Here is a 19,386-nt window from a genome sequence, read left to right as displayed (position 1 = left end):
CTAGGCGCGGGGCCTGGAAGAACAACGAGTCTGGGAGGACTTGTAGCGATGCGTCGCCCCGCGCAGCACCCCGCCCCCGCCGACCGCACCGGATGGGCCCACCCCTATCCGCGCAGTCTGTTCTCCCCGGTGTTCTACGCCGACGGTGACCCGGAGCCCGCTCCGGCGCCCGCCGCGCCCAAGCCCGCCCCGCCTGCCAACGCGCCCACACCGTCCTTCACACAGGACGACCTGGACCGCATCGCCGCCAAGGAGAAGGCGCAGGGGCAGCGCGCCGGAGCCCGCCAGGCGCTGGAGGAATTCGCCGCCGAGCACGGCTTCTCCACCGTCGACGACGCCAAGACGTTCATCGCTGCCGCCCGCAAGGCGCAGGAAGATGCCCTGTCCGAGCAGGAACGCGCCCAGCAGCAGCTCGCCGAGGACCGCAAGAAGGTTGAGCAGGAACGCCTCGAAGCCGCCAGCGAGCGGCGGACCCTGCGCCGCGAGCAGGCCCTGACCCGCCTCGGCGCCTTCGACAGCGAGGACAGCCCCAACCTGCAGGACGCCCTGGCGGTGCTCGACCGCGACCTGCGCGACACCCCCGACGCGGACCCCGACGCCGTCGCCGAAGCGGCACAGAAGCTGAAGAACCGCCGACCCGAACTGTTCGGCGCCGCCAAGCCCGCCGACCCCACCGCCGCGCCCCCCGCACCCTCCGGGATGCCCGCCCCCGGCATGCCCCGCCCTAACAGCAGCCAGCCCAAGCCGGGCGAACGCGGCCTGGAAATGCTCAAGCGACGCGGGAAGATCCCCGCCGACGCCTGAGCGCACTACCACAGACCTGGGACCACGCCTCTCCTTCGTGGACGCGCCACCGGCGCCGCCTGATCCACCGCTGTCACCCCACCTCAGGAGAGGGACGTGAACGACTTCCAGCCCGTGCGCGTCAGCGAGGAAGCCACCGCCGACCGGCCGTGGCTCGCCTCCCTGGTCGGCACCAACGACTGCAACAGCATCCTGCTCGACACGACCAAGTTCACCGAGGGCGTCCACTGGGAGAAGGGCACCTTCCTGCAGCCCCGCAACGTCCTGAAGTCCGGGATCCCGCTGGGCATGGTCACCGCCTCCGGCCTGTACGCGCCCTACTCGGGGCCCTCCAGCGAGGTGCAGACCGTCACCGTCACCGGCACCCCCACCGGCGGCACCTACACCCTGACCTTCTCCGGGCAGACCACCGCCGGCATCCCCTACAACGCGACCGCCGCGCAGGTGAAGGCCGCCCTCGAGGCGCTGTCCAACGTGGAGGCCGGTGACGTCTCCGTCACCGGCGGCCCCCACCCCGGCACCGTCATCGCGGTCACCTTCACCGGCCAGTACCTGGGTGATGACGTCTCCCAGATGACGGCCTCCGCCACCGGGCTGACCGGCGGCACCAGCCCCGCCGTCAACATCGCCACCTCCACCGCGGGCGGCGGCGCCTCCGCCTCCGACGGCACCCAGGTCCTCGCCGGGTTCCTCGCCACCGAGTCGATGTTCGCGCCCGGGTCGACCAAGACCTCCGGCGCGCTGCTCTGGTACGGCGAGGTCTACGCCGACAAGTGCCCCATCCCCTTCGACCCCACCGACGTCGCCTCCACCGCACCCGGCGTCAACATCCACTACCGGTAAAGGAGACCGATCGCGATGAGCACCACCCTGGACCGGCTCCTGCAGAACGTCACGCCGGAAGACATCAACGCCTACATCAACGGCCTGCCCACCCCGAACACGTTCGCGCTCACCCAGAGCGTGATCCCGGAACGGAAGATCTACGGGCCGAAGTTCCGCATCGAGTCGAACAAGCGGCGCATCAACGCCGCGAAGTTCCGCGCCTTCGACACCCCGCACCGGCTGGCCAAGCGGCAGGCCGAGCGGGTCGTCAACGAGGGCATGCTGCCCGCCGTGGGCCAGACCCTGGAGATGGGCGAGCTCTCCCTGATCCTGTTCAACGCCCGCCGCGGCGCGGACGACCAGGAATTCCTCGACCAGCTCTACGACGACCTCGAGCGCCACTTCACCTCCATCAAAATCGCCATGGAGATCGCGGCCGGAGAGCTGCTGACCACCGGCGTCGTCAACCTGCCCGGCATCGGTGACAGCGGCGACTACCTCGAGGTCAACTGGAACGTCCCCACCGAGAACAAGCCCGTCGCCGCGACCCCCTGGGACCAGGAAGGCGCCACCCCGCTCACCGACGAGATGGCGTGGATGCGCTACCTCAAGAGCAAGGGCGCACCCAAGCCCGCCCGCGTCATCACCAGCGAACGCGCCGTGTCCGTCCTGGCCTCCAACCTCGAGTACCGCACCGCGTTCTGGAACTCCTCCAGCCCGGAGACGACCCCCTCCACCACCCTGTCGCCGCCGGACGTCAACAGCGTCCGCGCCCGCTGGAACCTGCCGCCCGTGGAGATCTACGACGAGCAGGTCTGGGTCGACGACACCTACCGCCGCGTCACCCCCGAGGGCCTGTGGGCCATGGTCCCGCCCAACCCGGAGCAGTGGGCGCAGACCCAGTACGGCGTCACCGCCGAACAGGACAACCTCGACTCCAGCGAGAACCCCGGCCTGGAGGCCGCCCGCGAGCCGGGCATGTACGTCTCCTACGAGAAGAAGTCCAACCCGGTGCAGTTCTCCACCACGGCCAACGCGATCGCGATGCCGGTGCTGTACGTGCCGGACTTCCACATCGCCGCGACCGTCCTGGATGAAGAGGACTGATCACCATGGCGACGCTCGCACGGTCCGTGTTCGTACGCGACCCCGACAAGCACCGCGACATCCTGCTGCGCGCCGGCGAGGAACCCGCCCCCAAGTACGCGGCCCTCATCCGCAACCCGGCCTGCTGGGAGAACGGCGAACTGCCTGACCAGGCCACCCCCAGCGGCCAGGACGACAACGCCGACCAGCAGGACGACGCATCCAAGGCCGCCCCTACGGCCACCAAACCCGCGGCACACAAGCCCGCGGCCAAGAAGCCGGCCCGGGGCCGGGACGCCGCCGACGAGGGCACCAGCGGCGCCTAGCAGATGCGGGCCCGCCCCTGGTGGGGGCGCCACCGGCGGGCCCGCATCCGCACCACCCCCGACCCCTCAGGAGACCTCGTGGACACCGCCACCCAGGCCTGGCTCGTCTCCCAGCTCGGCACCGCCACCGACCTGACCGATCTTCAGGCCCGCTACACCCGCCTCGGCAAAGCCCGCGCGGTCGCCCTGGAGATCCTCAACCAGCGGCTCGCCGACCTCCGCGCCCAGACCGCGACCGTCGGCGTCTCCGGCGTCGTCAACGTCAGCACCGCCGAGAACATCAAGGCCTACGAGCGGCAGATCGCACTCCTTGAAGCAGGTGGCTCCCCCTCTCCCGACGAACCAGCCGAGGAGACCCCCGCCGAAGAGGCGCCGGACATGTTCGGCACCATCTACTACGTCGGCATGGACCGGCGATGACCACCCCCGTCCGCGGCCGCGCCCTCCGGTCCCGGCTCCTGGGCTACATCACCGACGCCACCGCACGGCTCCGAACCGCCTGGCAGCTCCTGGCCAGCGCCCAGACCAGTCTCCTGAACGCCCTGGCCCTCATCAGGCCCGGCCGCGGCGCCGGAACCCGCATCCGCGCCGCCGTCGCCGCCTTCAACACCGCCATCGGCGCGTTCGAGCGGGCCACCCGCGCCTTCATCGAACGCTGGGCCGCCACCGACCTCCCCCTCATCTACCGCGAAGGCGCCTGGACCATGCTCGACAACGCAGGCCGACCCGACAGCGCCTTCACCTGGACACCCGGCCACCAGAGCCAGATCACCGCCCTGTCCGCGCAGTACTACGCCGACCTGACCGCCCGCCTCGCCGAAGCCGTACGCCGCGCCCGCGCCTTCCTGCGCGCCGCCCAGACTGCTGCGACCGCCCGCGCCGCGAGCTTCGACACCGCCCGGCTGCGCCGCGAACACCCCCTGGACACCGTGCTGTACCGGCGTAACCACCGCCACCCCGCCGGAGCGTGGGCCCACGCCGCGATCACCTGGCAGGCCGTCACCACCGCCAACACCGGCGCCTGCCGCACCGCCTTGGACGACCTCGGCATTCACTACCTCGAGGTCCGGGACGGGCCCGAGTGCGGCTGGATCAAACACGACGACCCCGACAAGGCGGATCGGACGCTGCGCACCGTGCAAGACGCCCTCGCGCACTCTTCTGCCCACCCGCATTGCCAACGCGAGCTCCTGCCACGCATGGACCTCATCGGCCGCACCGACATCGCCTCCGGAGCCGCCCTGTGACCGAGCAACCCATCGGTCCGATCCTCGACGGACTCGGAACCGCTCTCGACCTCGACGACGGGGACTTGGTCGCGTCCGCCCTCGTCATCGCCAAGGTCATAGACAGCGAAGGGGAAGTTTCCCTCGCTCTCGCGCACAGTGATGGTCTGACGTGGATCGAACAGAACGGGCTGCTCGCCTCCGCTCAGATGGTCGTCAACCAGGCCAACGTCGCAAGGAAAGACGACGATGATTGACCAACCCCTCGAGCCGCAGGCTCACGGCATCCGTATTGACGCCCAGCCCGGTCACGCCACCATCACCCTCAACGGGGCGACCCTGCCCGCCAACCAGATCGCTGGCTACACCTTGCAGCACGACGTCCACGGCGCGCTGCCCTCGCTGCTGCTGCACACCCGCCAGCCCGACGGCGTCGTCTTCGAAGGCCTTGCCCGTGTCGCCGTCGGCATCCAGCAGAGCCCCGGCGACATCGTCACGGCGTTCCTCGCCGAGGTCGACCCGGAGATCCTGGACCAGGAGGCCCTGAACCGTGCCGACTACGGGGGCGGGAAGGGCGCGACGGCCCGCGCGATGCTCGCCACCCTCATGGAGTGGGCGCACGGCGGACAGGCAGGCAGCTGATGGCCCTGGACCTGTCCGGCATCACGGAGACCGTCGAGAACCTCATCCCCTGGGACACGATCCGGATCGCCTCCCCGGCCTCCGGGCCGCCCGTGTTCGACCCGGAGACCGGCCTGTACGTGTGGCCCGAGAGAGAGGTTCTCTACGAGGGGCGGGGCGCCGTACAGCCCGCGGGAACGGCTGCCGAGGTCGTCTCCATCCCCGGCACGAACTTGCCGTGGATCCCCGAGACCCGCTCCAAGTACCGTCTGCTCACCCCTCTCGTCGCGCCCGTCGCGGAGAAGGACCAGCTCGTCACCGTCATCGCCATCCACCCGGGCGGCGACCTGGCGCTTCTGGGACGGCAGTGGCGCACCCAGGACCCGGGCGGCGCCGCCACCATGACCGTGGTCCGCGTCACCGCCATTGACCAGGTGCAGCAGACCCGGGAGGCAACCTGATGGACCTGAGCGAACTGGCCGCACGCCTCGATGCTTCCGCAGACCGCGTCGGGCCCGAGGTGAACCGAACCGTGCAGCAGCAGGGGCGCCTCCTGCGGGCGCTCATCATGGAGCGGGCATCCGGCCGGCCCGGCCCCAACGTCATCAGCGGCGACTACCGCGGGTCGTGGAAGCCTGAACCGTTCGGTGTGCCCGACGGCGGCGGTGTCGAGGTCGGCACTCGGGAACCGCAGGGCAGACGCCTGGAGTTCGGGTTCTTCGAGATGTACGACAGCCTGGGCCGCTTCTACCGGCAGCCCCCGTTCCCGCACGTCGGACCATCGGTCAACGAGCTGGAGCCGGACTATGCAGATGCCTTCAAGGCTGCCTGCGACCGTATCTTCGGGAGCGCATGATGATCCAGCGTGGTCCCGTCACCCAGGGAGTGAAACAGCTCCTGGCTCTCGTCACCGGGAAACCGGTCGGAGTGCGCACCGTCCCCACCGACCCAACCACCGGACGTCCCTATCCGCCCCCCTACACACTCCTCGACCCCCTGGACCGGCGCAGTGACGACCGCACCCTGGCCGACCTGCACACCACCGCCATCTGCGACTACCAGGCCACGTTCGTGTCCGGGCCCGTGCCTGGCCAGCCCGACAGCCGCGGAGGCGACGAACAGGCACAGTGGATGGCCGACCGCGGCTGGAAAGTCGTCGAACGCCGCACCGACGGTGCCCCGGGCTACCAGCACCCGCTGACCATCCCCGGTGTGCACTGCGACCGACGCGAGGCGGTAGAGGCCGGGGGAACATCGGACCCGTCCGATGCCATCATGACCACAGTGATCCGTTACCGGTTCTTCCTCGAGGAGACCGGCGCCTGACCTCGGGTCAGGCGGTATCACCGCACCGCGGCGGGACCCCACGCGGACGCCACCACCATCTGGTGGCCGCCACACACCGACACGTGTAGCAGGGGCCCCTTGGCCCCGTCCGTTTGAGGGGCCACTCATGGCACGGTTCAACCGCAAGGGCGTAACGAAGATCCTGTTCGCCACGACCATCGCCTCCACCTCCTACCTGCCGACCGCCGCCGAGATGACCGGCGCCACCGACTACACCAAGGCAATCGCCGCCGTCGACGGCTTCTCCATCGAGAACCAAGAGATCGACACGCCGGACATGGACTCCACGTTCGTCTCGAAGATCCCCGGCGACGACAGCGCCGCCGACAGTTCGCTGACCTTCTACGAGGACGACGTCACCGACGACATCGAGACCGACCTCGCCAAGGGCACCACCGGGTTCATCATCATCTGCCGCAAGGGCAAGGCCGCCTCCACCAAGGGCATGGACGTCTACCCGGTGCGCGTCGCCTCCAACAGCGCCGCGGTCACGGCCGACAACGAGGCCGCCAAGCTCATGGTCAAGTTCTCCATCACGGACCGGCCGCTGCAGAACGCGACCGTCCCCTCGTCCTGACCCGCCCGGCCGCCCCTCATGCCCCCGGCCGGGCCCGGTGTATCTGGGAAGGGCGCTGCGCGCCCGGCCGGGCCTTCCCAACGGAGAGACCCGATGACGAGCACCACCCCCAGCCCGTGGGATGCCATCCAGCAGCAGCTGGACAGCATGCCCAAGCCGACGCAGTCCCTCCGGCTGTGCTCGGACCCCGACGTCCACGACCGCTACCAGGCGGCCAAGCGGAACGCCGACCACGCCGAGGAGCAACTCACGTCGGCAGCCAAGGACACGGCCAAGGACGTCCTGGCCGTGCTGCGCAAGCACAACAAGGACGCCCAGGACGCCCTGAAGGAAGCCAAGGCCGCCTACGACGCACACACCGTCACGCTCTCCTTCCGGGCACTGGAACGCGGCCAGCTCGAAGACCTCATCGCCGCACACCCGCCGCTGGAAGAAGACGAAGAGAGCGGCGGCGAGTTCCACTTCGACACCTTCGCCCCCGCCCTGATCGCCTCCGCCTCCACCGACGGCATGCCCCTGGAGTACGCCACGCAGGCCGTCAGGGCCTGGCCGCTGGCCGACTTCAAGGCCCTGTGGGCCGCCGCCTGGGGAGTGCAGCAGCGCCGCCGGACCGACCTGGGAAAAGGCTGATCGATGACCCGAACTTCCGTGCCGAGATGGAGCTCTGCCACCAGTGGGGCATGCCTCACAGCTTCTTCCGCGGGCACGGTGACGGCACCTGGTCTGACCTGGACCGGCGCAAGGCCATCGCCTACGCCGACTTCCGCCGCCAGGTGTGCGCCAACTGCGGCACCCGGCCCGCCGAGTGGGACGAGAGCGCCGGCGGCGACGAAGACGCCTACCGGGCCATCACCCACCGCTGCGTGGGCTGCCAGATCATCGCCGACCGGCAAAAGACGCTCCCCGAAGGCGACGAGGCCCACGGCATGAAGGTCGGCCTGATCCCCACCAGCGTCCACGCCGCCCTCGAAGTCGCCCGCACCCACCCGCACTAGAACAGGAAGGAGCCCGCCCGTGTCCCAGTGGAACCTCTCGGTACGCCTGACCGGGCAGGGCTCGGACCTGACCTCCACCCTCCGCAACAGCGCCTCCGAAGCCCGCAAACTCACCGACGCCATCGACGACGCCAAGCGGGCACTGACCGAACTCCGCGCGGCCGCAGCCGGAGACATCACCATCCGCCTCGACCTGGACGCCGGGCACCTGCGCGCCGACGTCGACGCCGCCCTGCAAGGGGCAGGCGGGCAAGGCCTCACCGCGCGCCTGGACCTGGACGCCGACCACCTGCGCGACGAGGTCAGTGCGGCGCTGTCCACCGCGGGCGCGGGCCAGGGCCTGAGCGTCCGGCTGGACCTGGACGCCGACCATCTTCGGGACGACGTCAACGACGCTCTCACCGCGGCGGGCGCCGGACAGGGCCTGAGCGTCGACCTCCGCCTCGGCAATGCGATGCAGCTGCGGCGCGACGTGGAGAACGCCGTACGGTGGGCGGCCTGGGGGCAGCGCATCGAGATCCCCCTGGTCCTCGCCGACCGCATGAGCCTGCGCCGCGACGTGTCCGACGCGGTGCGCTGGGCGTCCATGAACCAGGTCATCAACGTGCGAGTCCGGCCCGACACGAGCGGACTCGGCGACCTGACGCGGGCCCTGAACCCCGGAGGCGGGAGCGGGGGCGGGTTCGACCTGGGCCTGAAGGGTCTGCTGCCCATCGCCACGGCCGCCATCCCGCTTATCGCGGGCATCGCGGCCAACATGGCGCCGGTGGCGGGCATGTTCGCCGCGGCCGGGGGAGCGGCGACCGCATACGGGATCGCCCTGGCCGGGCAGATCGGGCCGCTCAGCGAGCTCGCCGACGCCGAGAAGGCGTACCAGCAGGCCGTGGCTCAGCACGGGCGGGGGTCGGCCGAAGCTGCTCAGGCTCAGCTCGCCTACCAGCAGCAGCTCGCCACGATGCCGCCCGCAACGCAGAGGGCCGCGGTCGCCATGTCCGGCCTGAAGACGGAGTTCAAGGACTGGTCCAACGACATGGCCCAGTTCACGATGGCGCCGGTCGAGAAGTCCTTCGCGGTGATGGGACAGCTGCTGCCGCACCTGTCCCCGGAGGTGAAGTCGTTCTCCGGGGAGATGGACCGGCTGATGACGGTGGTCGGCGGCACGATCTCCACCCCGGGCTTCGACGCGTTCTCCGACAAGGTCGCCGAGCTGACCGACCAGCAGCTCGATGCGTTCACCGACCAGGTCATCCACCTGTTGCGGGTGGTGTCCGAGGGCGACGCGGACGCCGGCGCCATCGGACAGATCATGGACTACTTCCGGGAGAACGGGCCCGAAGCCCGCGCAGCATGCGAGGCCATCGGGGATGCGGTCGTCACCCTGGCCCAGGGCGCCGCGCAGGCCGGGCCGTCCATGCTGACCCTGGTGACCGCCGCCGCCCGACTGGTGGCCGCGCTGCCGCCCGAACTGGTCTCCATCATCTTGCAGACCGTGACCGCGCTGAAGCTGCTGCAGCTGGCCGGTGCGGGAGCAGCTGTCGCCGCCGCTGGCATCACGCGCGTGCGGACCGCCATCACCGGACTCGCCGCGACCTCCGCGGCCGCCGGGGGCGGGCTCGCGGGGCTGGCCGCAGCGTTCGCCACCCTCGGGGTCGCGGCCAAGGCCTCCGTCGTGGTCGCCGGGATCGGCCTGGCCGCCCTCGCCATCAAGAAGATCAGCGACATCGGGGAGAAGGCGCCGCCGAACGTCGACAAGCTCACGACGTCGCTGGGCAACCTGGGGCGCACCGGACGCGCCTCCGGCTACGTCGCCGAGCAGTTCGGCAAGGACTTCGGAAAGCTCAACGACTCCATCAGCAAGGTCACCAACCCGTCCGTCGTGGAGTCGATCAACAACTGGGGTGCGGACATCACCGGCGGCTTCCTCGACGGCGGTGACGCGGCCGAGGAGTTCAGCAAGACCGCCGACTCCGCCGACGAAGCCCTGTCCAACCTGGTCCGCAACGGAAACGCCAAGCTCGCCAAGGCCGCCCTGGAAAGCATGATGAAGGGCCTGAGTCCGGAGAACGCCAAAAAGTTCCGCTCCGAGCTCGACGGCTACGACGAGGCCCTGGCCGACATGAAGTTCGAGGCGGACCGGACCGCCGACGGCATGGGAGCCTTCGGCGCGGCCGCACAGGCCACCCAGGCCAAGCTGGAGGCGCAGAAGGGCGCCGTCGACGGCCTGCGGGCCAGCATCCTGGCCCTGAACGAGGCCAACCGGAACGCGCATGACGCCGAGACCAAGTTCGAGGCGGGCCTGGACGCCCTGAACGAGGCGTTCAAGAAGAATGGCGCCACCCTGAACGCGCACACCGAGGCCGGCCGCGCCAACCGCGACGCCATGTCCTCGGCGGCCAAGGCCCAGGACGACATGATCGCCTCGGGAATCGCGGTCGGGTCCTCGTTCGAGACGATGATCGGCCGGTCCAGCGCGCTGCGCGGCGAGATGATGAAGCTGGCCACCGAGGCGTTCGACGGCAACCGGAAGAAGGCCGCGGACTACGTCAACACGCTGCTCGGCACGCCCAAAGAGGTCAAGACCATCATCCGGGCCGAGCAGAAGCAGGCGATCGCCGGGATCGAGGAAGTCCTGGGCGCGATCCGCCGGACGCCCGACGCGAAGCAGGTGAAGGTCTCCACCCTGAGCGCGGCCGCCATCGAGGCGCTGGAGCGGGTCGGCTACAAGACCAAGACGCTGCCCGACGGACGCACGGCGGTCTACACGGCCAACGGTCAGGCCATCGGCAGCATCGGCGCGGTCAGTTCGCTGCTGAACTCCCTGAACGGCAAGACCGCCCGGACGTACACCATCCACACCACCAGCTACGTCATCAAGGGCCGTCCGGGAGGCCCCCCGAGCGGCACCTACTACGGGTCCACCGCAGGCCGCTCCGCGGACGGCAACATCTACGCAGGCGCCAGACTGCAGCGCTTCGCCGAGGGCGGCATGCGCGAAGACCACGTCGCGCAGATCGCCCAGCCCACCTTCCGCATGTGGGCCGAACCCGAGACCGGCGGCGAGGCCTACATCCCCTTCGCCGCCTCCAAGCGGCCCCGCTCCCGCGCGATCGCCGAGGAGACCGTGCGACGGCTGGGCGGCGACCCGGCGAGCATCCAGTGGAACGCCGACGGCAACGTGACCGACTGGCGCTACGACCCCAGCACCGGCTCTCTGTACTCGCCCTCGGACGCCGGGTCGGCAGGCAACAAGACGCGGAAGGTGAAGGGCAAGAGCGTCGACTACTTCGACCTCGGCGCCGTCGAGAAGAAGCTGAAGTCCACCGCCGCCGCGACCCGCGCGTGGAACGCGGACCTGGAAAAGGTCGCCGACCGGGTCGGCGGGGATGTCGCCGAGGCCCTCGCGTCCATGGGTAAGGAGGGCGTAAAGCTCGCCGACAAGATGGCGAGGGGCAGCACCAAATACATCAACGACATGGCCAAGGCGCTGCGCGACCTCAAGAAGGAAGCCAAAGCGTCCCTCACGGACTACACCCGCCAGCTCGGGACGGCGAACAAGCTGAACAAGGAGTTCTCCGACGACCTGGCGACGCTCGCCGCCCGCGGGTACGGCGACCTCGCCAAGCAGCTCGCCGCACAGAACGACAAGGCAGCCATGGAGCTCGCCGCCGCCGCTGTGAAGGACAAGGGGAAGGCCTCCGCGGCGAACAAGGCCGCCAAGACCGCCAACAACGCTTTGACCGGTGACCAGGTCGAGCAGCTCGTCGCCATCATCGCCGCGATCACCAGCTCCAAGACCGGCATCCACGACGTCGCCGCCACCACCGGGCTCGGTGAGGATGCCATCGTCGCCACCGCGGGCAAGGCCACCAGCCAGATCAAGGGCGCGCTCGGCGGCCGCGCCACCCGCTTCCTCGCCGACCTGGTCAAGGCGCAGAAGGGGGTGGCATTCGCCGAGGGCGGCATCCGATCTGGGATCTACGCCACCAAGAACGGCGCCGTCAGCTTCGCTGAACCCGAGACCGGTGGGGAAGCGTTTATCCCGCTCGGCGCCTCCAAGCGGCGCCACGCCCTGCCCGTCCTCTCAGACGTCGCCGGACGGTTCGGGCTCGGCCTGCGCGACGCCTCCGAGGGCCGCGTCATCGTCATCCGCCAGCCCTCCCCGCTCGTCGGCAACCAGACCTGGAACGTCTCCTCCGGCGGGGATGCCGCCGACACCGCGCGCCGCATCGACGCGGACAACAGCTACCAGCTGCGCCGGCTGGCGCGTGGAGGAGTGGGAGCGCGCGAATGAGCAGCCCCGTCGAGCTCGTCGACTACCAGCACCAGCTCGGGCCCGTCCTCATCGGCCGCGGCACCACGGTGACCATCCGCGCCATCGAAGGCCTCGCCCAGCCCGTGCCCCGCGTCCGGGATGTGGAGCCGCCGGGCGAAGACGGGCTGTGGCTGGGTGCCGACTACTATGGCGGCCGCATCATCCGTATCGACGCCGCGGTGAAGAATCCCGGGAACGCGGGCGCCGTCCTGGACACCCTGGCTGCGCTGCAGGACGAGGCCGACACCGCGGCGGTGCGCGGGCAGGGCGGCACCACCATGACGCTGCGCCTCAAGCTCCCCGGCCGGCCCGTACGCACAACCTACGGACGACTCCGGAAGTGCGAGCCGGACTTCACACAGCTCATCCACGGCTACGTGCCGCTCGACCTGGAGTTCCACACCGCCAGCCACCTCTTCTACGACGACGAGGCGCAGTCCACGTCCATGCCGCTCGGCTCCCTCACCGAGGGCGGCATGACCTTCCCGCTGCAGTTCCCCTTCACCATCCACGGCGACCCGTCCGCGATCGGACGGCCCGGCTACCTCGAGGTCGACGGGACCCGGGAGACGTGGCCGGTGATCCGCGTGACCGGGCCCTGCGCCAACCCCACCATCACGCACGTCACTACCGGCCGCTCGCTGACCGTCCTGACGACGCTCGCCGCGGGGGAATGGGTGGAGATCGACACCCGGCCGGGCTGGCGGACCGTGCTGCGCGAGAACGGCGGCGCCGCCCCCCTGGCTCCGGCCTCCCGCATCGACTTGTTCGTCCTCAACCCCGGCCTCAACGAGATCCGGTGGGCCGCGACGGACAACACCCTCACTTCCACGCTGGCCGTCACCTGGTGGCCCGCCTACAAGGCCCTGTAGGAGGCCGCGATGGCACTCGTCCCGATCCCGATCGCCACGACCGGCGGGGAACACACCGCGCAGCAGTTCAGGATGATGATCAAAGATTTGGCGCGGGATAACGAAGGCGTCACCACCGGCCTGGACCTGAAGGTGTCGGCGCTGTCCACGCCGGGCGCCGGGGTGCAGATCTCCGACGGGTCCGCCGTCATCGCCGGGAAGATGTCGGCGGTCCAGGGCTCCTACTCCGCCTACAACATCGGCACCGACACGGTGTCCATCGCTGCGACCGGCGGCTCACCCCGCTCCGACATGATTGTGATGCGGGTGGAGGACCCCGACTTCGAGGGCACCCTCGACCCGGAGGCCGATCCGATCGTGTACTGGGAGGTCGTCCCCAACGTCGGCAGCTCCGCGACGACTGTGCCGTCCGGATACTCGGCGATCCCGCTGGCCCGCATCGACATCCCCGCCTCCACCGCGACCATCACCAACGCGATGATCAAAGATCTGCGGAAGGTCGCCAACCCGCGCCGCGAGCGGATCCTGTACCCGTACTACGCCGCCGACCCGCTGGTGGAAATCAGCGGCACGTCCGAGACGTGGAAAACGCACCCGAACCTGACGATGGCGACCATCGCCATCCCTGCATGGGCGGCTACTGCGAAGGTCGTGTTCTCCGTGTCGAACCTGCGCCTCGCGGACGGCAACATCTGGGGCGGCTTCCGGTTCATGCTCGGCACCGAGGAAGCCGCTCAGTGGGTGTCCATCGACGACAACCAGGGCACCCCCGCCCGTCGCGCCTACGTCGAGATGGTCGAGACGATCGACCTGACCACGACGGCCGGTGCGGCGATGCGCGGCACCAACCAGCCTTTCAAGTCCCGCATGCGGACCCGCAGCAGCAACGCCGGGAAGATCGGCGTCGACGCGACCACGACCTTCAAGGTAGACATCGAGTTCCTCGAGGGCGCGCTGTAGATGGGCAGCCGCTGGCGGTACTTCACCCAGGACGCCCTGAGCGGCGCCGTCCTGCACCCGGCGCTGCCCTTGAGCGAGGTGGAGTTCGGCAGCGAACGTAACGGCCCCGGGAGCTTCTCCGCGACACTGACGCCGCGCTGGGCGAAGGCGAACACCGACGTGCTGGAGCCCGGCCGCGCGCTCATCTATGCGGAGGCCGACGGCTTCCTGCGCTGGGGCGGCCTCATCTGGGACGTCAGTCCCGAGGACGACAAGGTCCGCATCGAGGCCGCCGGATGGTCCTCGTACCTGACGAAGCGCCACGACAACCACGGTGAGCTGAACGGGCGCGGCCCCTACACCTTCCAGGACCCGTGCGTGATCATCCGGGACATCTGGGCGTACGCGCAGGAGCAGCCCGACGGGGACCTCGATGTCGTCGTCGACCCCACCACCTCCAGCGCGAAGGCGGGCACCCTCGCCGAGCCGTGGCACTCCTACTGGTACGAGACGCCGCTGCTCGGCGACCTGATGGACGACCTGGTGTCCGAGACCGGCAGCCCCGAGTACACCAACGCCTGCTCCTACCAGGCCAACGGCACCATCCGTCGCCGCCTCGTGCTCGCTTACCCCCGCCTCGGTGCGCGTCGCACCGACATCTCCTTCACGTCCGGCGTGAACATCGTCTCCGCGCCGCCCGTCAATCTCTCCGGCGACGAGTACGCCAATGTTGTCATCGCCACCGGCTCCGGTGAAGGCACCGCCACCCGCCGCGCCGTCGACCCGGTGCGCGACGGGCGGCTGCGCATGGAGCATCACCTGGCGCTGCCCACCGTCAACGGCACCGACGTCCTCGGACGGCGCGCGGCCGCCGAACGGCGGCGCCGCCAGATCATGGGCGAGGTCACGCAGATCACCGTCCGCGACCACCCCTCCGCGCCGCTCGCCGCCTGGCAGATCGGTGACGACGTGCGCGTCGCCGTGCACAACGCGTGGACCTCGTGGACCGGCTGGTGCCGGATCACCGCGGACTCCTACAAGCCGTCCGACAGCCCCGACCAGGCCACCCTCACCCTGGCCCGCGCGGACTCCTTCCACTACGGCAGCCCGGAGGCCTGACGATGACCGGCTCCCTCCCTCGTAAGGTCGCGGCCCTCGAGAAGCAGATCAAGGACATCAAGAAGGGGCAGCGCATCTCGCACGGCGCGTCCCTGGAGGACGCCACCCTGGAGGTCAACGATGACGTCGGGTCGGTGCGCATCGTGCTGGGCCCGCTGGGGGACGGAACGGTCGGCGTGGCCGCCGTCAACGGGCCGCCGCCGCCTGCGCCGTCCACCGCGATCCTCGCGTCCGTCATCGGCGGGGTCGCCGCGTCGTGGGACGGGCACTTCGCGGGCGGGGCGATCATCCCGATGGACTGGAACCGCGTGGAGGTCCACGCTTCCGCCCTCGCCGTGTACGAGCCGGACACCACCACGCTGGTCTCCACCATCGAGACCGCGCAGGGCGGCACCGTCATCGTCCCCAGCCAGACCGCGGTGTATGTACGGCTGGTGGCCCGCTCCGCGTCCGGCACCGCCTCGCCCGCCTCGGCCACAGCCGGACCGGTCGGGCCGTCGCCGGTGGTCGCCGACGACATCGTCGACGGGATCGTCACCACGGTGAAGCTCGCCGATGACGCCGTCACTGCGGCGAAGGTGGCGGTCGCCGCGATCGAAGTCGACGCGCTCGCCGACGACGCGGTCACCGCAGACAAGATCGCGGCGAACTCTATCCAGGCCGGCCACATGACGGTGAACTCCGTGCAGGCCGCTTCGATCGCCGCGGAGGCCGTGAACACGGCGAAGCTGGCCGCCGGGGCCGTGACGACCGCGAAACTCGACGCGCTCGCCGTCACCGCAGACAAGATCGCCGCCAACTCCATCACGACCGGGATGCTCCAGGCCGGAGCCGTCGACGCCGTCGCGCTGAAAGCCGACGCCATCACCGGCAAGACGATCACGGGCGGCACCGTCACCGGCGCCCTCATCCAGACCGCTACGACCGGTGACCGCATCACGCTCAACGAGGCCTCCGGTAACAAGGTCCTCGTCTACGACGCGACGATCGTCTCCGCCATCGCCGAGCTGTCCAAGCGCGGCCTGATCGTTCAGGGCACCGGCGGCGCCACCCTCTGGCTCGACCCGAACGCCACTTACCCCACCTTGCGCCTGTCCAACGCTGCGAGGACCAGCGAAGCCCTCATCAACGTCCTCAATCTTCCCAGCGGCGCAGCCGCCCTGGGCCAGTACAGCGGCATCTTCTCCGGCAGCGGCTTCACCGACCTGCGCTGGCGGACCTCGCTCGGCGAGGACTTTTGGGTGGCCGAACGCGTCCGGAACTCCGATGGAGGCGTCACCATCGGCGGCCGCATCACGATGTTCGAGTCCTACGCCAGCTTCGGCTACGCCGACAGCACCGGCGCCACGCAGCCCACCGACGTCAAGGTCCAGTCGGGCAACGTACGCATCAACGCGCGCACCGTGGTCCAGCCGGTCGTCGCCGACAGCAACTCCGCCCTGTTCGTCCAGCCAGCAGCCGGCCACACGGGCTACATGCTTCGCTGCTTCGACGGCACCAACTACCGCTTCGCCGTCGACATGTCCGGGAACACGACGGTCGCCGGGACCTTGACCGCCGGGAACATCGCCACCGGCACCGTCTCCATCACCCCCTCCGCCGCCCATACCCCCACCAGCGCGCTGGTGACGTTCAACTGCACCGGCACCACGTTCCGCGGCTACGCCACCGCCAACACCACTGTTCCCGGCTCCCGCAAGGACGCCAGCCCCTCGGCGGCCGGTGTTACAGGCGTTTCCGTCTCCTCCGTGACCTCCACCAGCGCCCTGGTGTGGGTCAACCGTGAAAACACCACCGCAACCACAGTGAATTGGATGGTGATCGGATCATGAGTGCCAGCGAAGCAGCAGAGCAGCACAGCAGCAGTGACGACGACGGCAGCACCCCCATCCCCGAGGACCCCACGCCCGTGGACGACCCGGAACCGGAGCCGGAACCCACCCCGGAGCCGCCGCCCCCCGGGGACACCATCGCCTGGGAGCCGCAGACCTGGTACGCCATCACCTACGCCTGCCGCACCGCTGGGTGCATCAACGAGAACATCGTCCGCTCGGCGCCGATGTTCTACTCCAACGACGGCCAGCTCAAGAACATCCGGGTCGTCGATGCCGCGGACGGCGCGTGCGGCAAAAACTGCGCCATCCTCACCGCCGACAAGCTCGACCCGCAGCCCGTCGAGGAATGACCACGGGCAACACCAGCGGCCACAGGCTCTAGCCTGAGATCACCGGGTGACCCTCCACCCGAAGCTTCACTCCCCGAGGGACGACCGCCCCGGCGGTCCGCACGCCAGGCCACTTTGTGGCGCGGGGAGCATGGAGGGACGGGCGAGTGCCCGAGATCACGGTCCGTACGTACGACGCGCAAAAGCATCTCGGCAGACACCACGTGCTCGACCCGCGCAGCCTCGCCTACCGGCGCCGCTACGACGGGCAGATGCTGCGCGCCACCGCATGGGAGCCGCGGATACCCGTCCTCGACCAGCAGAACCTTCGCGAGCAGGGCATCCATCTGTCCCTGACCTACGGTCTCGACGACGACCTCGACGCCCTCGCCTCGTGTACCGGCAACGCGGCCACCGCCCTGCTGTCCAACCTCCTCACCAAGGAGCAGGCTGCCAAGGCGGGCCTCGATGTCGACGACACGACCGCCGCACAGCGCTTCGCGATCGACCTGTACGCCGGCGCCACAGAGCAAGACCAGTGGCACGAGTTGGCCTGGCCCGACCAGGACTGTGGCTCCTCGGGGCTCGGCGTCGCCAAGGCGATGCGGGCCCGCGGCCTCATCGACCAGTACGCGCACGCCACCACCGCCGAAGAGCTGTGCACGCTCCTGCAGACCGGCCCCGTCCTCATGGGCTTGCCCTGGTTCAGCGCCTTCAACGAGCCCGACCGGGACGGCTTCATCGACACCGGCGCCTGGGCGGCCTCCCCGGTCGAAGGTGGCCACGAGGTGTGCGTCGTCGCTCTCGAGGCGGTCGCGACCTCTGACGGTGAACTCCTGCCCGAACACTGCGTTCTGCGCTTCAGAAACAGCTGGGGCAGCAGCTGGGCGGACCACGGTGACGGCCGCCTCTTCCTGACGACATACCTCGAGTTGCGCGACGAGATCGACCTCATCCAGCCCCGCCTCGACCCAGGGAAACGCTCATGACCGCCTTCCACGTAGCCGTCGACCATCTCGAGGACGACGCAGCCGCACCGACCACGACCTACCTGGGCACCGTCGACCAGGCGCACGTCGACGAGGTCCGCGCCATCGCCGCCCTGGAGGACTCCCCGCGGTTCGTGCGCGAGCACCCGCGCCTCGAAGGCGCGTTCATGGTGCTCCGCGACGACGGCGACCTGGACGTGTACGTCCCCACCGACGCCGCCGAGTACCGCGTGTACGACCCGGACCCGGCCGCCAAGACGCCTGGCGACAGCGACGCGCAGGACGCCGAAGGCCTGGAGATGCCACGCGGCGGGGGAGGCCCGGCCTACATCTCTGGCGTCACCCGCTTCGGCGGGCAGGCCATCGGCGGAGCCATGGACACGCCCGGCAACCCGCCGCGGGCCACCTGGCACACCACCGAGTCCCCGGCAGGTGCGAGCTACTTCAACTCGATCGCCTTGTATCTGATCCGAGTCGGTGCGGAGCCGCAGGTCATCTACGACCCGATCAGCGACAAGCTCGGCCAGTTCGGGCCGCTGAACAAGTCCGGGCGGGCGCTGCGCAACGACGGCGGGCGTCGTACGAACCGCGAGGGCCGCGTGAACATCCAGGTCGAGGTCCTCGGCCGCGCCGCCAGCCCGTGGACGAAGGGCTTCGACCCGGACAAGAAGCCGAACTTCCGCAAGCTGCTCGCGGCGATGCGCGCGCACGGCATCCCCGATACCTGGCCCGCAGGCAAGCCCCTGGCGACCGCGGCCGCCGTCGCGAAAGCGGGCCGCTCCCGCACCACCTGGCAGACCCGAGGCGGGCACTTCTCGCACGGCCAGGTGCCCGGAAACGACCACTGGGACCCCGGAGCCATCGACACCACCATCGTGCCCGGCAAGAGCTCCTCGAGCCCGAAGCCGCCCACCACACCGTCACCCGCCTACGAACCGTTCCCCGGTACCGCGTTCTTCCACGGCGGCCGCCACAGCTCGATCATCACCGCGATGGGGCGGCGCCTGGTCGCCGAGGGCTGCGGCGCCTACCGGTCCGGGCCTGGACCGAACTGGACCAACGCCGACCGCGAGTCCTACCGCCGCTGGCAGAAGAAGCTCGGCTTCACCGGGGCCGACGCCGACGGCTACCCCGGTAAGACCAGCTGGGACAAGCTCCGCGTCCCGAACACCTGACCCCGTTCG

General features: G+C 69.9%; 22 protein-coding genes. All 22 read left to right on the top strand.

Annotation, left to right across the window (positions count from 1 at the left end; translation table 11 throughout):
• Positions 1 to 48: 48 nt before the first annotated feature.
• Positions 49 to 804 (top strand): hypothetical protein, encoded by a 756-nt coding sequence (locus AC07DO_RS36470; protein ID WP_479066201.1) that lies wholly within the window; start codon positions 49 to 51, stop codon positions 802 to 804.
• Between the two features lie 96 nt (positions 805 to 900).
• The gene (locus AC07DO_RS36465; RefSeq protein WP_479066199.1) at positions 901 to 1,647 is read left to right on the top strand and encodes a hypothetical protein; all 747 of its coding nucleotides are present in this window, start codon (positions 901 to 903) and stop codon (positions 1,645 to 1,647) included.
• A gap of 15 nt (positions 1,648 to 1,662) precedes the next feature.
• Complete coding sequence (locus tag AC07DO_RS36460; RefSeq protein WP_479066197.1) at positions 1,663 to 2,736, top strand: major capsid protein; 1,074 nt, start codon at positions 1,663 to 1,665, stop codon at positions 2,734 to 2,736.
• A gap of 5 nt (positions 2,737 to 2,741) precedes the next feature.
• A complete protein-coding gene (locus tag AC07DO_RS36455) occupies positions 2,742 to 3,041 on the top strand; it encodes a hypothetical protein (protein WP_479066195.1) in 300 nt (99 codons plus the stop codon).
• 78 nt (positions 3,042 to 3,119) lie between these two features.
• Positions 3,120 to 3,461 carry a hypothetical protein gene (locus tag AC07DO_RS36450; protein ID WP_479066193.1) on the top strand — a complete coding sequence of 114 codons (342 nt, stop codon included), beginning with the start codon at positions 3,120 to 3,122 and terminating at the stop codon, positions 3,459 to 3,461.
• On the top strand, positions 3,458 to 4,288 hold the full coding sequence (locus tag AC07DO_RS36445; protein WP_479066191.1) for a hypothetical protein: 831 nt from the start codon (positions 3,458 to 3,460) through the stop codon (positions 4,286 to 4,288). The genes AC07DO_RS36450 and AC07DO_RS36445 overlap by 4 nt, the downstream gene beginning before the upstream one ends.
• The gene (locus AC07DO_RS36440) at positions 4,285 to 4,524 is read left to right on the top strand and encodes a hypothetical protein (RefSeq protein WP_479066189.1); all 240 of its coding nucleotides are present in this window, start codon (positions 4,285 to 4,287) and stop codon (positions 4,522 to 4,524) included. Before AC07DO_RS36445 ends, AC07DO_RS36440 begins: the two co-directional genes overlap by 4 nt.
• Positions 4,517 to 4,909 carry a hypothetical protein gene (locus AC07DO_RS36435; protein ID WP_479066188.1) on the top strand — a complete coding sequence of 131 codons (393 nt, stop codon included), beginning with the start codon at positions 4,517 to 4,519 and terminating at the stop codon, positions 4,907 to 4,909. Before AC07DO_RS36440 ends, AC07DO_RS36435 begins: the two co-directional genes overlap by 8 nt.
• On the top strand, positions 4,879 to 5,349 hold the full coding sequence (locus AC07DO_RS36430; protein ID WP_479066186.1) for a DUF6093 family protein: 471 nt from the start codon (positions 4,879 to 4,881) through the stop codon (positions 5,347 to 5,349). The genes AC07DO_RS36435 and AC07DO_RS36430 overlap by 31 nt, the downstream gene beginning before the upstream one ends.
• Positions 5,349 to 5,744 (top strand): HK97 gp10 family phage protein, encoded by a 396-nt coding sequence (locus tag AC07DO_RS36425; protein WP_479066184.1) that lies wholly within the window; start codon positions 5,349 to 5,351, stop codon positions 5,742 to 5,744. Before AC07DO_RS36430 ends, AC07DO_RS36425 begins: the two co-directional genes overlap by 1 nt.
• A complete protein-coding gene (locus AC07DO_RS36420) occupies positions 5,741 to 6,214 on the top strand; it encodes a hypothetical protein (RefSeq protein WP_479066182.1) in 474 nt (157 codons plus the stop codon). Before AC07DO_RS36425 ends, AC07DO_RS36420 begins: the two co-directional genes overlap by 4 nt.
• A gap of 127 nt (positions 6,215 to 6,341) precedes the next feature.
• Positions 6,342 to 6,812 carry a phage tail tube protein gene (locus AC07DO_RS36415; RefSeq protein ID WP_479066180.1) on the top strand — a complete coding sequence of 157 codons (471 nt, stop codon included), beginning with the start codon at positions 6,342 to 6,344 and terminating at the stop codon, positions 6,810 to 6,812.
• A gap of 93 nt (positions 6,813 to 6,905) precedes the next feature.
• A complete protein-coding gene (locus AC07DO_RS36410) occupies positions 6,906 to 7,442 on the top strand; it encodes a hypothetical protein (RefSeq protein WP_479066178.1) in 537 nt (178 codons plus the stop codon).
• Between the two features lie 50 nt (positions 7,443 to 7,492).
• Entirely contained in the window at positions 7,493 to 7,807 is a 315-nt protein-coding gene (locus AC07DO_RS36405) for a hypothetical protein (RefSeq protein WP_471516228.1), read from the top strand.
• A 19-nt stretch (positions 7,808 to 7,826) separates the two neighbouring features.
• On the top strand, positions 7,827 to 12,098 hold the full coding sequence (locus AC07DO_RS36400; protein ID WP_479066177.1) for a hypothetical protein: 4,272 nt from the start codon (positions 7,827 to 7,829) through the stop codon (positions 12,096 to 12,098).
• Positions 12,095 to 12,991 (top strand): phage distal tail protein, encoded by an 897-nt coding sequence (locus AC07DO_RS36395; protein WP_479066175.1) that lies wholly within the window; start codon positions 12,095 to 12,097, stop codon positions 12,989 to 12,991. The genes AC07DO_RS36400 and AC07DO_RS36395 overlap by 4 nt, the downstream gene beginning before the upstream one ends.
• A gap of 9 nt (positions 12,992 to 13,000) precedes the next feature.
• On the top strand, positions 13,001 to 13,951 hold the full coding sequence (locus tag AC07DO_RS36390) for a hypothetical protein (RefSeq protein WP_479066173.1): 951 nt from the start codon (positions 13,001 to 13,003) through the stop codon (positions 13,949 to 13,951).
• A complete protein-coding gene (locus tag AC07DO_RS36385) occupies positions 13,952 to 15,049 on the top strand; it encodes a hypothetical protein (RefSeq protein ID WP_479066172.1) in 1,098 nt (365 codons plus the stop codon). It begins immediately after the preceding gene.
• Positions 15,050 to 15,051: 2 nt separating this feature from the next.
• Positions 15,052 to 16,881 carry a hypothetical protein gene (locus AC07DO_RS36380; RefSeq protein ID WP_479066170.1) on the top strand — a complete coding sequence of 610 codons (1,830 nt, stop codon included), beginning with the start codon at positions 15,052 to 15,054 and terminating at the stop codon, positions 16,879 to 16,881.
• The gene (locus AC07DO_RS36375; protein ID WP_479066168.1) at positions 16,878 to 17,234 is read left to right on the top strand and encodes a hypothetical protein; all 357 of its coding nucleotides are present in this window, start codon (positions 16,878 to 16,880) and stop codon (positions 17,232 to 17,234) included. Before AC07DO_RS36380 ends, AC07DO_RS36375 begins: the two co-directional genes overlap by 4 nt.
• Positions 17,235 to 17,380: 146 nt before the next feature.
• Positions 17,381 to 18,202 (top strand): hypothetical protein, encoded by an 822-nt coding sequence (locus tag AC07DO_RS36370; protein WP_479066167.1) that lies wholly within the window; start codon positions 17,381 to 17,383, stop codon positions 18,200 to 18,202.
• On the top strand, positions 18,199 to 19,377 hold the full coding sequence (locus tag AC07DO_RS36365) for a peptidoglycan-binding protein (RefSeq protein WP_479066165.1): 1,179 nt from the start codon (positions 18,199 to 18,201) through the stop codon (positions 19,375 to 19,377). The genes AC07DO_RS36370 and AC07DO_RS36365 overlap by 4 nt, the downstream gene beginning before the upstream one ends.
• Positions 19,378 to 19,386 lie beyond the last annotated feature (9 nt).

It is taken from the genome of Streptomyces sp. NPDC045678 (assembly GCF_056432085.1).
The sequence above is the reverse complement of the archived record's forward strand: the minus strand, read 5'-3'. Positions and strand labels throughout refer to the sequence as shown.

Bases quoted from the DNA above. Each gene is read 5' to 3' on its own strand.
- AC07DO_RS36460 (WP_479066197.1), top strand. From the start codon at position 1,663: ATGAGCACCACCCTGGACCGGCTCCTGCAGAACGTCACGCCGGAAGAC.
- AC07DO_RS36365 (WP_479066165.1), top strand. From the start codon at position 18,199: ATGACCGCCTTCCACGTAGCCGTCGACCATCTCGAGGACGACGCAGCC.
- AC07DO_RS36385 (WP_479066172.1), top strand. From the start codon at position 13,952: ATGGGCAGCCGCTGGCGGTACTTCACCCAGGACGCCCTGAGCGGCGCC.
- AC07DO_RS36425 (WP_479066184.1), top strand. From the start codon at position 5,349: ATGGACCTGAGCGAACTGGCCGCACGCCTCGATGCTTCCGCAGACCGC.
- AC07DO_RS36445 (WP_479066191.1), top strand. From the start codon at position 3,458: ATGACCACCCCCGTCCGCGGCCGCGCCCTCCGGTCCCGGCTCCTGGGC.
- AC07DO_RS36375 (WP_479066168.1), top strand. From the start codon at position 16,878: ATGAGTGCCAGCGAAGCAGCAGAGCAGCACAGCAGCAGTGACGACGAC.
- AC07DO_RS36410 (WP_479066178.1), top strand. From the start codon at position 6,906: ATGACGAGCACCACCCCCAGCCCGTGGGATGCCATCCAGCAGCAGCTG.
- AC07DO_RS36435 (WP_479066188.1), top strand. From the start codon at position 4,517: ATGATTGACCAACCCCTCGAGCCGCAGGCTCACGGCATCCGTATTGAC.
- AC07DO_RS36380 (WP_479066170.1), top strand. From the start codon at position 15,052: ATGACCGGCTCCCTCCCTCGTAAGGTCGCGGCCCTCGAGAAGCAGATC.
- AC07DO_RS36405 (WP_471516228.1), top strand. From the start codon at position 7,493: ATGCCTCACAGCTTCTTCCGCGGGCACGGTGACGGCACCTGGTCTGAC.
- AC07DO_RS36415 (WP_479066180.1), top strand. From the start codon at position 6,342: ATGGCACGGTTCAACCGCAAGGGCGTAACGAAGATCCTGTTCGCCACG.
- AC07DO_RS36455 (WP_479066195.1), top strand. From the start codon at position 2,742: ATGGCGACGCTCGCACGGTCCGTGTTCGTACGCGACCCCGACAAGCAC.
- AC07DO_RS36395 (WP_479066175.1), top strand. From the start codon at position 12,095: ATGAGCAGCCCCGTCGAGCTCGTCGACTACCAGCACCAGCTCGGGCCC.
- AC07DO_RS36420 (WP_479066182.1), top strand. From the start codon at position 5,741: ATGATGATCCAGCGTGGTCCCGTCACCCAGGGAGTGAAACAGCTCCTG.
- AC07DO_RS36470 (WP_479066201.1), top strand. From the start codon at position 49: ATGCGTCGCCCCGCGCAGCACCCCGCCCCCGCCGACCGCACCGGATGG.
- AC07DO_RS36390 (WP_479066173.1), top strand. From the start codon at position 13,001: ATGGCACTCGTCCCGATCCCGATCGCCACGACCGGCGGGGAACACACC.